This window comes from Haemophilus sp. oral taxon 851 str. F0397, assembly GCF_000242295.1.
Lineage (GTDB): Bacteria > Pseudomonadota > Gammaproteobacteria > Enterobacterales > Pasteurellaceae > Haemophilus.
Map to the genome: position 1 here is coordinate 18310 of NZ_JH591080.1, position 14436 is coordinate 32745.

The following is a 14436-nucleotide window of genomic DNA, read 5'->3' on the forward strand; positions in this document are numbered from 1 at the left end:
TTTTAAGACACGTCAAAAACACGGAAAAAACCGACCGCACTTTTTAGCTTGTTGCCATAAAAAATTAAAGGGATCCGATTTCGTTCCCAAGGTGGTACGCTTAATTCTTGCCAGATTCTTTTTATATCTTCTCTTGGGCGTTTCGGATGATGTTTAACTTTACCTGAATAGCCAAAGCGAATGGAAATAGGCAAGTTCGTTTTTTCCAGCGTAACAGAGTAATCCTGCCAGTAGAAAATCAGATTGTGTTCATTTTCTTGAACTGTGATATTACCTAAATCATCAGGTAAACTTAACGTGCTTTGTTTTAATTTTAGGCAGCATTTGGTTAGATCAGAAAACCGTTTAGTTAAATATAAACAGTCCTGATAACGTCGAATGACTTTATTTACAAGCTGAAATTGAGGGATTGCCTCTTCTTTTGCAAAAACGACATCATTAACAAGCTGTGTAAGCTGGCGTTTACTTGGCATTTCCAGTTGGTTTTCCGCAAGCCACATACGCAAAAGTGCGCTCTGTTTTGCAGGTGAATATTGGCGGAACAGACACAGTTTAAATTGGCTTTTAATTTGACAATGTTCTGCAAAGGCTTCACTCAATAAATCATTAATTAACTGTTGTTGCTCAAAACAATGTTGTGCAGAACGTTGTACGGCTAAATCAAAATGAGCCCAGCGTTCACGTAATTCTGGCAAAATTTCATTGCGCAAGAAATTACGATCGTATCGATTATCCTCATTACTTTCATCTGTAATCCAGTTAAGTTTTTCTTTTTGCGCATAATCCTCTAACTGTGGGCGAGTAAAGTCTAACAAAGGGCGTAAAATTGGCATTCCGAATAATACACTTTGCTGTTGCATGGCGCCTAAGCCTTGTAGTCCACTACCACGTTTTAGGGCTAAGAAAAACGTTTCTGTTTGATCGTTTAGATGATGTGCCGTAACCAGCATTTCTTGTGTTTGAAGATGTTTTTTTATGGCTTGATAGCGTGCTTCACGCGCCCCAGCCTCAATGCCATTGGTTTTATCTACTTGTACTCGCTCGATAATCAACGGAATTTGAAATTGATCGCATAAGTTTTGGCAATGTTTAGCCCAACTCTCTGCGTTTGGGCTTAATCCGTGATGAATGTGGATTGCTCGTACTGATAAAGGCGGTAAGTGCGGTTGTTTTTGACAAAGTTTTGCAAATAAAGAAAGAAGTACAGTAGAATCCAAACCACCACTCAAGGCAACAAGAAATCCTTGAGCGGTGGTTTGTTTGAGTTGTTTTTCAATGTCTGAAAGTAAGTCCATTAGGCAACTTTTTCAGCTTTATAATTGCTGCTTGGATTAAGGATTTCAAAACGTGCGGCAATCGTTTGTAATTCGTAAGAACCTAGTTCAAAGGTGGTTTTCATTACGCCCGCTACTTCATTATTCATAGCTTCAAAAGCTTCAACATCAGATTTGCCATTGAGTAAATTTGCTAAGAATGTACCCGCAATTAAATCGCCCACACCCACTGGTTCAAAGTTGAATTGATAAAGCGGACGGCTTAAATGCCAAACACCCTCTGGGGTTGCCATAATAATTTCAAATGTATCAGGATCGTTGATTTTACCCGCACTACCTAAATGTTTAACGAGGACTTTCTTCACGCCTTTTGCAATTAACGCATTCACCGCTTTTAACACATCATCAAAGGTATTAATTGGGAATTCGGTGAGCTGACGCAATTCATGTAAGTTTGGAGTCATAATGTCTGCCACTGGAATCGCTTTTTCAATGAGTGCTTCGCGAACACCATTGGCAACTACGCAGATTTTTTTCGGATGTGGCATCACTGGGTCACATAAATAAAGCGCATTTGGATTACGCAGTTTGATTTGTTCTAAGGCAAAAAGAATTTGATCGACTTGTTCTGCAGATCCTAAGTAACCTGATAGTAAGGCGTCACATTCTTGTAGTTTTTCAATGTTATCGAGTCCGGTTACAATTTCTCGGATTTGTTCTTGTGGGATTACCATGCCCGTCCATTTTCCGTATTGCGTGTGATTGGAAAATTGAACGGTATTTAATGCCCACACATCTACACCTAACAACTGCATTGGAAAAGTCGCGGATTTGTTACCCGCAAAACCATAGACCACGTGGGATTGGATTGAAAGTACGTTTTTCATTGTGTTTGCTCCTTTGTTGTTATATTTAGATCAAAAAAGAGCGGCAAAAATCACCGCTCTTTTAGAATGTCAGTTAGCAATAACCGTAAGACATTAAACGTTCATAACGTCTATTTAATAATTCTTCTTTGCTTAGTCCATCGAGCTCTGCTAAATCTTCTTTTAAACGAAGTTTTAAGTTTTCTGAAATTTTCGCATAATTGCGATGTGCGCCGCCTAAAGGTTCTTGCACAATGCTATCGATGAGATTTAATTCTTTCAAACGGCTTGCGGTTAAACCCATTACTTCTGCTGCTGTTGATGCTTTTTCTGCGCTTTTCCAAAGAATAGAAGCACAGCCTTCTGGAGAAATAACAGAATAGGTCGAATACTGTAACATATTAATTTTATCGCCCACGCCAATAGCTAATGCACCACCCGAACCGCCTTCACCGATAACAGTACAAATAACTGGAACGGTAAGCTGTGCCATTTCGCGTAAGTTGCGAGCGATAGCTTCCGCTTGACCACGTTCTTCAGCGCCGATACCCGGATAAGCTCCCGGGGTATCAATAAATGTGATAATTGGCAATTTAAAACGTTCAGCCATTTCCATTAAACGTAAAGCTTTACGATAGCCTTCAGGTGCCGGCATACCAAAATTGCGTTGTACTTTTTCTTTTACGGAACGACCTTTTTGATGACCAATCACCATCACTGGGCGACCATCTAAACGTGCAAGACCACCAACGATCGCTTTATCATTAGCAAAGGCGCGATCGCCTGCAAGTTCTTCAAATTCAGTAAAAATATGTTCGATATAATCTAATGTATAAGGGCGGTTTGGATGACGCGCCATACGTGAAACTTGCCAAGCATCGAGGTTAGCAAAGGTTTTTTTAGTGAGTTCGTTACTTTTCTTTTGTAAGCGTTTGATTTCATCAGTTAAATCAACTTTATCATCCGATGCTGCGCGTAATGCTTCAATTTTTGCTTCTAATTCAGCAATCGGCAATTCAAAATCTAAATATTCTTGGCTCATTTTCTTATCCTAAAAAGACCGTAAAAATTGACCGCACTTTATCAAGAATTAAACTGTGGCGCAAATGGTTTTCACTGGTTGGGCAAGCTTATAATCGCTCTTTTTTGAAGAGTGATAAGACAAATAAAAACGCTGAACAAATGACAACGGAAGGTCCAGCTGCGGTATCATAAAAGGCTGATAATATTAGCCCAGCTATAATCGATAACATACTGACTACAATTGCCCAGCCCACCATAGATTCTGGCGTTCTCGCAAAACGACGAGCGGTTGCCGCAGGGATTATTAATAACGATGTGATTATTAATGCACCGACAAATTTCATGCTCAAGGCAATAGTTAACGCTGTTAATATCATCAAAATAAAACGCATTTTTTTGATATTAATGCCTTCAACTTGCGCGAGTTCTGGCGATACGGTGGTGGAAAGTAAGGATTGCCAAAAGTAAATTAATGTTGAAAGCACAATTATCACGCCAATACTAATATAAATTAAATCGGTATAATTAATTGCGAGCAAATCCCCAAATAAGTAACTCATCAAATCTACTCGTACATTTTGTAGTAATCCTACTGTCACCACCCCGAGAGATAAACAGCTATGGGCGATAATGCCGAGCAAGGTATCAATAGAAAATTGCGTGTTACTTTCTAACCACACCATTGCGATAGCAAGAATTAAGGTGAGCACAACAATCGCAATGTAAGGATTGATTTGTAAGAAAATACCTAACGCGACGCCTAGCAACGCAGAATGAGAAAGAGTGTCGCCAAAATAAGCCATTTTCCGCCACACTACAAATACGCCAAGTGGTGCGGTAATAAGTGAGAGCAAAATGCCTGTTAAAAGGGCAGGAAATAAAATTTCAAACATTATTTATCCTTATTTTGACAATGCACTGCTGATGAATTACAACCGCATACATCACCGTGTAAGGTGTGGTGATGATTATGATGATGGGTATAAAATCCAACATTTTGTGCGAGTTGATTTCCCCATAAACGCATAAATGTTGGATCATTTGAGAGAACATCGGGTGTACCTGCACAGCAAATATGTTGGTTAATACACAATACTTCTTTACTATCCGCCATCACAATATGTAAATCGTGTGATACCATCAACACGGCACAATTTAATTTTTGTTGGGTTTGATGAATGAGTTGATAAAGCTCTGCTTGCCCAGTAATGTCTACGCCTTGAGTTGGTTCGTCTAGCACAAGTAAATTTGGTTTATTTAAAATTGCACGCGCCAATAATACGCGTTGCATTTCACCGCCAGAAAGTTTTTGCATATTACTTTTGCGTAAATGTGAAATTGAAAGTTGCTCAAGTGCGGTGGATATTTCTTGTGTTTTAAGGCCTTTTTTTAGCGAAAGGAATCGCTCAACCGTAATAGGCAAACTATGATCCAAATGGATTTTTTGTGGAACATAGCCAATGCGAACATTTTTACTGTAAATGACTTCTCCAGAAGTAGGCGTTTGTAGTTTTAATAAGGTTTTTAATAACGTTGATTTACCACCACCATTTGGCCCAACAATAGTGATAATAGAATTCGGATAAATATTTAAATTAATATTTTGTAGTGCAGTTTTTTGTGCGAAAACCACATTGATATTTTTTAATTGAATGAGCGGTTGTGGGTTTTGCTCGTTGCGAATGGATGTGATATTCATAAAATCGCCGTGTTTTCAACAATGGTTGGGGAAAATAACGCATTTTTATAGAATTCTCAAGATTTTCTACCCAATGTCGAATATTTAAGCGTTTGAATAATGCTTTTCCTGTAGAAATGAATTTTCTTTATAATATGTAGTCTGAATGCTGAAAACTTTTTTATTTTAGGAATCCTTGTGCAACACGTAAAATTAGCTAGAGATAGAAGAAAAAAACGCTCTCGTATTAAAGAGGGAGTGTTTTTTATTGCTATTTTACTGATTTTCTCAGGGATTTTACTTACCCTAAAAGATAATTCAGAACATCATGATTCACCGGAACAAGTTATTCCAGCGGTGGTAGATAATGTTGAATATCAATCATTAAATATCTCAAATAAACAAGAAGAAAAAACAGCACACACTTCAGTTGAGCATCAGGCAACTGAGCATCTTAATGATGAAAATGCAACATCTTATGATGATGAATTACAGGCTAAAGATGATGAAGTTGATGAAGTGAAGCCTTCAACAGATGAACTGGATAATTTGCCGCAAAATGCACAAGATGCATTAAGTGGCTTATTAGATGCTGCCGATCAAGCAATTCGTATTACCGATCAATTTAGCCATACTGTGACGCGTGGCGATAGCCTAAAAGACGTATTGGAACTTTCTGGTTTGGAAGATGATACCGCACAGCGTTTAATTGCTGTGGACGGGGAATTGGCAAATTTGAAAGCGGGTCAACAGTTCTATTGGATTTTAGATAAAAATGATGAACTAGAATATTTAAATTGGCTTGTATCTGAAAAAGAAGAACGCATTTATGAACGTGTTGAAGGTGGTAAGTTTAAACGTCAAGTTGTTGAAAAAACAAGTGTTTGGCGAAAAGAAGTATTAAAAGGTGAAATTAACGGAACGTTTGCAACTAGTTTAAAAGCTCAGGGATTGGATAATCGTCAAATCAACCAATTAACCACCGCACTTCAATGGCAAGTGAGCATTCAGAGGTTGAAAAAGGGGACTAAATTTGCAATTTTAGTTTCTCGTGAGTATTTAGGCGAGAAACTCACTGGTCAAGGTAATGTTGAGGCGTTACATATTTCGTCTGAAGGTAAGAGTTATTATGCCGTTCAGGCTGCCAATGGTCGTTACTACAGCCAACAAGGGGAAACCTTAGGTAAAGGTTTTGCTCGTTATCCATTGCAACGACAAGCACGCGTTTCTTCACCATTTAATCCAAATCGTCGTCATCCAGTAACTGGGCGTGTACGACCGCATAAAGGTGTGGATTTCTCTGTTTCTCAAGGTACATCGATTATCGCACCAGCAGATGGAGTAGTTGAAAAAGTGGCATATCAGGCTGGAGGTGCTGGACGTTATATTATTATGCGTCATGGTCGTGAGTACGAGACTGTTTATATGCATTTGAGCAAATCCTTAGTAAAAGCAGGGCAAACAGTTAAAAAAGGCGAGCGAATTGCGCTTTCCGGTAATACCGGAATTTCAACAGGGCCACATTTACACTATGAATTCCATATTAATGGACGGGCGGTCAATCCATTGACGGTTAAATTGCCTGGCACAAGTAGTGGAATGGGAACTGCCGAACGGAAACAATTCCTTGTTCGCGCACGTGAAGCAGAGCGAATGTTAAAATTATAGTCATATAAAGTGCGGTCAAAATAGACCGCATTTTTATTTTTTAATGTGTAAAATAATATTTACACTTTTCTGTAAAAAAACTATCATAACCACATATTATTTCTCTCATATTTCCGATATATGACAACCTTCAAATTTGATCCTCAAAAACCTTTCGATTGTTTTATTGTGCAAAGTGAATCCATGAGAAGTGCGGTTGAAAACGCAAAACGTTTTGCTATGTTTGATGCGCCTTTGTTAATTCAAGGTGAAACTGGGACTGGAAAAGATTTGTTGGCGAAAGCCTGTCATTATCAGAGTTTGCGTCGTGATAAAAAATTTATCGCAGTAAACTGTGCGGGTTTGCCTGATGAAGATGCGGAAAGTGAAATGTTTGGTAGAAAAGTCGGAGACAGTGAAACCATAGGTTTTTTTGAATACGCGAATGAGGGAACTGTATTACTAGATGGCATTGCCGAACTTTCATTGAGCTTGCAGGCTAAATTATTGCGTTTTTTAACGGATGGATCCTTCCGTCGAGTAGGTGAAGAGAAGGAACATCATGCAAACGTACGAGTGATTTGCACATCACAGGTTCCGCTTCATTTTCTTGTTGAGCAAGGCAAAGTTCGTGCTGATTTATTTCATCGCTTAAATGTTCTCACTATTAATGTGCCACCATTACGCGAACGCATGGCTGATATTGAGCCACTGGCACAAGGTTTTTTACAGGAAATCAGTGAAGAATTAAAAATTGCAAAACCAACTTTCGATAAAGATTTTCTTCTTTATTTGCAGAAATATGATTGGAAAGGGAATGTTCGTGAGCTTTATAACACCCTTTATCGTGCCTGCTCTCTGGTACAAGATAATCATTTAACTATCGAAAGTTTAAATCTTGCGCCGCCACAAAGTGTGGTGATTTCTTTGGATGAATTTGAAAATAAAACCTTAGATGAAATCATTGGTTCTTATGAGTCGCAAGTCCTAAAATTATTTTATGCAGAATATCCAAGCACGAGAAAATTGGCTCAACGTTTAGGCGTTTCGCATACTGCGATTGCGAATAAATTGAAACAATATGGGATTGGAAAATAATTTTCTATAAATTAGGTATTATCAGAGTGTATTTTAATATCCGCTAATCTAGAAAATTGCTTACATAACTTTAACCACATAATCTTATCAATCTGTATATCTAAGAAGAATTCGCCTTGTTCAGAAATTTGTTCATGGCGTACACAATCAAGTTGATAAAAAGCATGGCGAAGTTTGCCTTCGTGTGGTTGTAAAATTAAAGAAAGAGAAAGTATCTCGTTTTTTAACCGCACTTTAACGGCTTCAAACAATAAATGAATACCCAGCTCATCTTGCGCAGAGAGATAGACTGCAACAGGCTGATTTTCATCATTGTATTCGATATGCGGCGCAACATTTTCCAACAAATCAATTTTGTTATATACCAATAGAACAGGCACTTGTCCTGCACCAATTTCTTCTAGCACATCATTGACTGCATCGATATTTTCTTGTTTTCGCGAGTCAGCGGCATCAATGATATGGAGTAATAGGCTTGCTTCAACCGTTTCTTGTAAAGTCGATTTAAAGGCTGAAACAAGATCATGCGGAAGCTGTCGAACAAATCCTACTGTATCCGCTAAAATTGTCGTGCCTACATCTTGAATCTGTAATTTTCGTAAAGTTGGATCTAATGTCGCAAAAAGCTGATCTGCGGCATAAACCTCTGCATTGGTTAAGCGGTTAAATAAGGTTGATTTCCCTGCATTGGTATAGCCAACAAGTGAAATTGTCGGGATATCTGCTTTTTGGCGTGTTTGGCGATTTTGATTGCGCTGTTTTTCCACTTTTGCCAATCGATTTTGTAATTGAGAAATGCGCACTTTAATCAAGCGACGATCGGTTTCTAACTGAGTTTCACCTGGCCCACGTAATCCTACCGCTCCTTTTTGTTGATCTAAGCCTGTTTTTCGACGAACTAATCGAGTAGATAAGTGTTTTAGTTGAGCGAGTTCAACCTGTAATTTTCCCTCATGAGAGCGTGCTCGTTGGGCAAAAATATCTAAAATGACGCCGGTGCGATCGACCACTCGACAATGACATAAACTTTCTAGATTACGTGTTTGTGCTGGGGTTAATTGATGGTTAAAAAGTACAACATCAGCATTATTTGATTGCACTGTATCTGCAATTTCTTGAGCTTTTCCCTCACCTACAAAATATTTAGCTTGAGGAGTGCTACGACTGGTGGTGATTGTATCCAATACATCTACATTGGCAGAATCAGCGAGCAGTAAGAACTCTTGTAGATCATCAGTGTTTTTATCTTGCGCAAAGAAAACGTGAACCACGATGGCGGTGTCACGAGTATTTTCAGATTGTTGAGATGAAGAAAGTGCGGTTGAAATTTCCTGAGAATTTTCAACCGCACTTAATAAATATTGATTATCCATTGATGGAGCTGTGATTATTCTGCTTGAGTTTCCACGCTTTCAACGGCTTCAGGTGTTGCTACATGATGGCTGCTATTGTGATGAGAAACAGAGCGCGCAGGCACAACGGTTGAAATTGCGTGTTTATATACCATTTGGTTTACAGTGTTTTTTAATAAAATCACGAATTGATCGAATGATTCAATTTGACCTTGAAGTTTGATTCCGTTTACAAGGTAGATTGATACAGGAATGCGTTCGCGACGAAGCGCATTTAAATAAGGATCTTGTAAAGATTGTCCTTTTGCCATTTTGCTATCCTTTGTTGTCGTTATTATGAAATTTTGGTGATAGAAACGAGTTGTCTCCGCACGCAAGTGTAGCAATAAACACAAATGTTGTCTATTTGCTTTCCCGTAACTTTTGCAAAATTGCTTTCATTTTATGATCCAGTGGTGCATTGAAACGTAGTGTTTCGCCATTTTTAGGGTGCTCAAACCGAATTGAAAAGGCATGTAAGAACAAACGATTCAATCCCAATTCGCTCATTTGTTTATCAAAATCTTTATCGCCGTATTTATCATCTAATGCAATAGGATGTCCTGCATATTGTGTATGTACACGAATTTGATGTGTACGCCCTGTGACTGGTGAAGCCTTCACGAGCGTAGCATTTGTATAGCGTTCTTCAATGCTAAATCGGGTTTCAGATGGTTTACCTTGCTCGCTGACACGCACAATGCGCTCCCCGCTGGATAATTCATTTTTCAAAAGCGGTGCTTGAACAACTTTTACATGGGATTGCCATTGCCCACGTACTAACGCTAAATAATCTTTTTGAACAGTTTTTATGCGAAGTTGTTCATGTAAATTGCGCAATGCTGAACGTTTTTTAGCAATTAATAAAATGCCTGATGTATCGCGATCCAAACGATGAACTAGTTCTAAAAAGCGTGCTTCTGGACGCAGTGCTCGTAAGGCTTCAATCACACCAAAATTTAAGCCGCTCCCACCATGCACTGCGATTCCAGAAGGTTTATTTAAAACAATCAAACAATCATCTTCAAACAAAATTTGATTTTCAAGTGCGGCGACTTTATTGAGATTTTTTGAAATCGACGCATCGTTTTTTTCAGTCACACGCACTGGCGGAACGCGAATAATATCACCTGTTTGCAGTTTATATTCTGGCTTAATCCGGCCTTTATTTACCCGCACTTCACCTTTACGCACAATGCGATAAATTAAACTTTTAGGTACCCCTTTGAGTTTTGCTAATAAATAATTATCGATACGTTGGCCGCTTTCATCTTCACTAATTGTCAGCATTTTTACTGATGAATTAATGATTTTTTCGTTTTGTTCAGTCATCTTTTTTCCTTTTGAAAATTGGCGCGAATCATATCACAAAGGCGCTATTAACGTAACTCTATGAACGTAATATTAACCTTGCTAATTAATCGTTTTCTATGGATAATAGAGTGTCTTTTTACGCCTAAGAATTTGCGTAAAAAAGGATAAGTTTTGTTGGTGAAAACTCAATGCGGCAATCGGCATAAGACATTGATAATCAACATTTTTCTTGAAATGAATTAGCCGCTTGCAACGCGTGTGGAATATCGCGTTGTTTTATAAAGCAAACGTTTATGCTTAATAACGTTATCAATGCACCCAGCAACATACAGTCGTGAGATTGACTGGCGCGAGAAACACGAGGTCGATAACGAAGCAAAGTGCGATTTATTTTGAGGTCTTTTTAAATATTTAATAAGAGAATTGACAATGAAAAGAATGTTAATCAATGCGACTCAAAAAGAAGAGTTGCGTGTAGCGCTAGTTGACGGACAGCGCTTATTTGACCTGGATATTGAAAGCCCAGGACATGAGCAAAAAAAAGCGAATATCTACAAAGGGAAAATTACTCGCGTTGAGCCAAGCTTAGAAGCGGCTTTTGTAGATTATGGTGCAGAACGTCATGGTTTTTTACCATTAAAAGAAATTGCTCGTGAATATTTCCCCGATGATTATGTTTTCCAAGGTCGTCCGAATATTCGCGATATCTTGAGTGAAGGCCAAGAAGTTATCGTTCAAGTTAATAAAGAAGAACGCGGAAATAAAGGGGCAGCCTTAACCACTTTCGTTTCTCTTGCTGGCAGTTATTTGGTCATTATGCCAAATAATCCGCGTGCGGGGGGAATCTCTCGTCGTATCGAAGGGGATGATCGCACTGAATTAAAAGAGGCATTAAGTTCATTAGATGTGCCTGAAGGCGTAGGCTTGATTGTTCGTACCGCTGGTGTGGGCAAATCTCCAGAAGAGTTGCAGTGGGACTTAAAAGTTTTACTTCACCATTGGGAAGCAATTAAACAAGCATCTCAAAATCGTCCAGCGCCTTTCTTGATTCACCAAGAAAGTGATGTGATTGTACGTGCTATTCGTGATTATTTGCGCCGTGATATAGGCGAGATCCTTATTGATAGCCCTAAAGTGTTTGAGAAAGCAAAAGAGCATATCAAACTTGTTCGCCCAGATTTCATCAATCGCGTGAAACTTTATCAAGGCGAAGTGCCTCTTTTCAGCCACTATCAGATCGAATCTCAAATCGAGTCAGCATTCCAACGTGAAGTGCGTTTACCTTCTGGCGGTTCAATCGTTATTGATGTAACTGAAGCCTTAACTGCTATTGATATTAACTCCGCGCGTTCTACCCGTGGTGGCGATATTGAAGAAACTGCATTGAATACTAACCTTGAAGCGGCAGATGAAATTGCTCGCCAATTACGCTTGCGTGACTTAGGTGGTTTAGTGGTTATCGATTTCATTGATATGACGCCAGTTCGTCACCAACGTGAAGTGGAAAATCGTATTCGTGATGCCGTTCGCCAAGATCGTGCTCGTATTCAAATTAGCCGCATTTCTCGTTTTGGTTTGTTAGAAATGTCGCGTCAGCGTTTAAGTCCTTCATTAGGTGAGTCTTCACATCACATTTGTCCTCGTTGTCAAGGAACAGGTAAAGTGCGTGATAACGAGTCTCTTTCCTTGTCTATCTTGCGTTTAATCGAGGAAGAAGCGTTAAAAGAAAACACCAAGCAAGTGCATACGATTGTGCCTGTACAAATTGCTTCTTATCTTCTTAACGAAAAACGTAAAGCAATTAGCAATATTGAAAAACGTCACAATGTAGATGTTATTGTTGCGCCAAATGAAGCAATGGAAACACCTCACTTTAGCGTTTTCCGTTTACGCGATGGCGAAGAAGTGAATGAATTAAGCTATAACTTAGCGAAAATTCACTGTGAGAAAGATGAAAGCACTGAGGAATCTCTTGTTTCTCGTAATGTGGAAACAACTGTTGTTGCTGAACAACCCGCAGTTGAAAGTGCGGCAGTGGCGCTTTCTATTTCTGAAGCTGCTCCGACTCCAGTTGAGCGTAAATCGAATGAACCGTCTTTGTTAGCGAAAATTATCGCGAAGATTAAAGGCTTGTTTGCTTCTGAATCCGAAGAAAATAAACCAAAAAATAACCGCACTTCGCGCAATTCTAATCGTAATCAACGTCGTCCACAGGATCGCCGTACTTCTCGTCGTCCACGTTCTGAAAATAACGAAACGGAAAGAACCGAAGAACAAGTCCGTAATATCCGCGAGCGTAATCAACGCCGTCCTCGCCGTAACTTAGTGGAAGAAAGTATCGCTGAAAGTGCGGTAAATTCTACACCGGTTTTTGAGGCTCAAGATGAAAAAACTGAGCAAGTGACTCAACGTCGTCAACGTCGTGATTTACGTAAACGAGTGCGCGTTGAAGATAATGAGATGGCTGTTGAAAATAACGAAAGCATTGTTGAACAAATGTCAGAAGTGGAGGTTGTTGAAGTTCAGACCGTTCAAGATGATGAAAAACCAGTTCGTCAACACCAAGAACGTTCTGAACGTCAAGAGCGTCAACGTCGCACTCCACGTCATTTACGAGCAGCGAATAATCAACGTCGTCGCCGTAATCAAGAGCCAAAATCGCCAATGCCATTATTTGCTGCAGTTGCTTCACCTGAATTGGCAAGTGGAAAAGCTTGGGTGGACTATTCAACAGTGAATGTTCAGAAAGAAAATAATTTCTTATCTGTGGATGAATTGCTTGAGCAAGAGAAAACTAAAAAAGGTTTTATCACGCCAGCAATGGGGATTGTGGTTGAAGAAAAATCTCTTGAAGTAAAACCAGCATTAGATTTTATTACTCAGCCAGCCAACGAATCTGTACAGAAAAAAGTACAAGAATCTCTAGAGCGTTTAAATTCTCATAAACCTCAAGAAACAGTTGAGGCTATTGAGTCAACGATTACCGTAAATGATCCTGAAATTGTAAATGAACCAGCCTTTGTTCGTACTTATGAGTTTAATGGGCGTTTAGGTACTATTTCTTCAGTTGCTCATACAAAAGCAGAGATGACTTTGGCGAAAGCGAGTGATGAAATGCCTCAGCCATTCCCAATTATTGAATGGCAAGATTCTCGCTATTATTTTTACGGTAAAGGGGCAGCAGGACATCATAGTGCGATTAGCCATGTATATTCTGAGCCTACCCGAGCAAAATCAGAGTAATCTAAAATAACAAATTAGAATTGGCGCGATGTTTATTACGTCAATTCTTTTTATTTTTGGGTTGCAGTAAAAATAGTCACTTGATAAAAATGAGGTGATTTCTGCTTGACGGTCTTTCTCAAAAAACGTATTATGCGTGCGCATTAAATCAAGGAGGAATGGTCGAGTGGTTGAAGGCACCGGTCTTGAAAACCGGCGAGGGTTTACGCCCTCCTAGGGTTCGAATCCCTATTCCTCCGCCATCAACTTTTTAAAGTTAACTAATTAGAGAGAATTAGTTTTTTTTATTTCCAATCATTTGTTTTCCGTGTTTTCACGGTTTTCCATTTCTTCTTTAAACACCAAATATTCTTCTAAAAGATCTATTGCATCTTGGCATTTCTGTTGACGTTTTTTATAACCTTCTGCAAGTTGAGCATAACGTATTTTTTCATCATTATTTTTTTCTGCCTGCGCCAAATCTTTATGTTGTTGATAAAGCTTATTCAAGCGTTCTAATGCTTCATAGTATTTTCCCAACCGTTCTCTTGGCGGTAATTTATGAATGTTATGTTGAGATTTTTGAATAGGTTGTTTAGTTGTTGTTTGGGATTCAGTTAGATGAGTATTCTTGCGAGCTAAAGCTTCCGAAAGAACGGAGCATTGAGCGAGTAAACGCTCTGCCAGAAAATTATAGTGATTAAGATCGTTAGATTCTAATGTCTTTATTCTATCTAGCGTTTGATTGATTTCCTTTAGATAAAAGGAAACATTCTGTCCATGTTCACTGAACAAAGTGCGGTCAAATTTGGCGAAGATTTTTTCTTCTCGTTTTGATAAATGAGCTTGATAAAGTTGCTGAACTTTTTGATCTAAGATCTGGATAAGTTGTTGAATGGTCATAAAAAATCCCCCAAGTCGGG

Annotated in this window: 12 protein-coding genes and 1 tRNA gene; 4 read left to right on the forward strand and 9 right to left on the reverse strand. The window is 38.9% G+C overall.

What is annotated here, in order from left to right; genetic code table 11:
* Positions 1-2: 2 nt before the first annotated feature.
* From tilS to znuC, 5 genes are all read right to left on the reverse strand, one after another.
* Positions 3-1295 (reverse strand): tRNA lysidine(34) synthetase TilS, encoded by a 1293-nt coding sequence (tilS, locus tag HMPREF9096_RS03365; RefSeq protein WP_009766694.1) that lies wholly within the window; start codon positions 1293-1295, stop codon positions 3-5.
* On the reverse strand, positions 1295-2161 hold the full coding sequence (gene pdxY, locus HMPREF9096_RS03360) for a pyridoxal kinase (RefSeq protein WP_005630043.1): 867 nt from the start codon (positions 2159-2161) through the stop codon (positions 1295-1297). Before pdxY ends, tilS begins: the two co-directional genes overlap by 1 nt.
* 73 nt (positions 2162-2234) lie before the next feature.
* Complete coding sequence (gene accA / locus HMPREF9096_RS03355) at positions 2235-3182, reverse strand: acetyl-CoA carboxylase carboxyl transferase subunit alpha (RefSeq protein ID WP_009766695.1); 948 nt, start codon at positions 3180-3182, stop codon at positions 2235-2237.
* Positions 3183-3270: 88 nt separating this feature from the next.
* The gene (gene znuB / locus HMPREF9096_RS03350) at positions 3271-4056 is read right to left on the reverse strand and encodes a zinc ABC transporter permease subunit ZnuB (protein ID WP_009766696.1); all 786 of its coding nucleotides are present in this window, start codon (positions 4054-4056) and stop codon (positions 3271-3273) included.
* The gene (gene znuC, locus HMPREF9096_RS03345) at positions 4056-4862 is read right to left on the reverse strand and encodes a zinc ABC transporter ATP-binding protein ZnuC (protein WP_009766697.1); all 807 of its coding nucleotides are present in this window, start codon (positions 4860-4862) and stop codon (positions 4056-4058) included. The genes znuB and znuC overlap by 1 nt, the downstream gene beginning before the upstream one ends.
* 177 nt (positions 4863-5039) lie before the next feature.
* Here znuC and mepM point away from each other — a divergent pair, with 177 nt between their 5' ends.
* Positions 5040-6509, forward strand: coding sequence for a murein DD-endopeptidase MepM (mepM, locus tag HMPREF9096_RS03340; RefSeq protein WP_009766698.1), 1470 nt, complete (start codon positions 5040-5042; stop codon positions 6507-6509).
* A 120-nt stretch (positions 6510-6629) separates the two neighbouring features.
* Positions 6630-7586 carry a sigma-54-dependent transcriptional regulator gene (locus HMPREF9096_RS03335; protein WP_009766699.1) on the forward strand — a complete coding sequence of 319 codons (957 nt, stop codon included), beginning with the start codon at positions 6630-6632 and terminating at the stop codon, positions 7584-7586.
* Between the two features lie 11 nt (positions 7587-7597).
* On the opposite strand, the gene hflX is transcribed toward HMPREF9096_RS03335, so the two are convergent.
* The 3 genes from hflX to rluC form a co-directional block, all read right to left on the reverse strand.
* Complete coding sequence (gene hflX / locus HMPREF9096_RS03330) at positions 7598-8959, reverse strand: ribosome rescue GTPase HflX (protein ID WP_009766700.1); 1362 nt, start codon at positions 8957-8959, stop codon at positions 7598-7600.
* 14 nt (positions 8960-8973) lie between these two features.
* Positions 8974-9249 (reverse strand): RNA chaperone Hfq, encoded by a 276-nt coding sequence (gene hfq, locus HMPREF9096_RS03325; protein ID WP_005641641.1) that lies wholly within the window; start codon positions 9247-9249, stop codon positions 8974-8976.
* Between the two features lie 91 nt (positions 9250-9340).
* Positions 9341-10309, reverse strand: coding sequence for a 23S rRNA pseudouridine(955/2504/2580) synthase RluC (gene rluC / locus HMPREF9096_RS03320; protein ID WP_009766701.1), 969 nt, complete (start codon positions 10307-10309; stop codon positions 9341-9343).
* A gap of 411 nt (positions 10310-10720) precedes the next feature.
* Between rluC and rne the strand changes: the two genes are divergently transcribed.
* Positions 10721-13534 carry a ribonuclease E gene (rne, locus tag HMPREF9096_RS03315; protein ID WP_009766702.1) on the forward strand — a complete coding sequence of 938 codons (2814 nt, stop codon included), beginning with the start codon at positions 10721-10723 and terminating at the stop codon, positions 13532-13534.
* 152 nt (positions 13535-13686) lie between these two features.
* Positions 13687-13776 (forward strand) — tRNA-Ser (locus tag HMPREF9096_RS03310).
* 52 nt (positions 13777-13828) lie between these two features.
* Here HMPREF9096_RS03310 and priC read toward each other — a convergent pair.
* Positions 13829-14416, reverse strand: a complete 588-nt coding sequence (gene priC / locus HMPREF9096_RS03305; RefSeq protein ID WP_009766703.1) for a primosomal replication protein PriC — start codon at positions 14414-14416, stop codon at positions 13829-13831.
* Positions 14417-14436: the final 20 nt, after the last annotated feature.

Bases quoted from the DNA above. Each gene is read 5' to 3' on its own strand.
- tilS (WP_009766694.1), bottom strand. From the start codon at position 1,295: ATGGACTTACTTTCAGACATTGAAAAACAACTCAAACAAACCACCGCT.
- pdxY (WP_005630043.1), bottom strand. From the start codon at position 2,161: ATGAAAAACGTACTTTCAATCCAATCCCACGTGGTCTATGGTTTTGCG.
- accA (WP_009766695.1), bottom strand. From the start codon at position 3,182: ATGAGCCAAGAATATTTAGATTTTGAATTGCCGATTGCTGAATTAGAA.
- znuB (WP_009766696.1), bottom strand. From the start codon at position 4,056: ATGTTTGAAATTTTATTTCCTGCCCTTTTAACAGGCATTTTGCTCTCA.
- znuC (WP_009766697.1), bottom strand. From the start codon at position 4,862: ATGAATATCACATCCATTCGCAACGAGCAAAACCCACAACCGCTCATT.
- HMPREF9096_RS03335 (WP_009766699.1), top strand. From the start codon at position 6,630: ATGACAACCTTCAAATTTGATCCTCAAAAACCTTTCGATTGTTTTATT.
- hflX (WP_009766700.1), bottom strand. From the start codon at position 8,959: ATGGATAATCAATATTTATTAAGTGCGGTTGAAAATTCTCAGGAAATT.
- hfq (WP_005641641.1), bottom strand. From the start codon at position 9,249: ATGGCAAAAGGACAATCTTTACAAGATCCTTATTTAAATGCGCTTCGT.
- rluC (WP_009766701.1), bottom strand. From the start codon at position 10,309: ATGACTGAACAAAACGAAAAAATCATTAATTCATCAGTAAAAATGCTG.
- rne (WP_009766702.1), top strand. From the start codon at position 10,721: ATGAAAAGAATGTTAATCAATGCGACTCAAAAAGAAGAGTTGCGTGTA.
- priC (WP_009766703.1), bottom strand. From the start codon at position 14,416: ATGACCATTCAACAACTTATCCAGATCTTAGATCAAAAAGTTCAGCAA.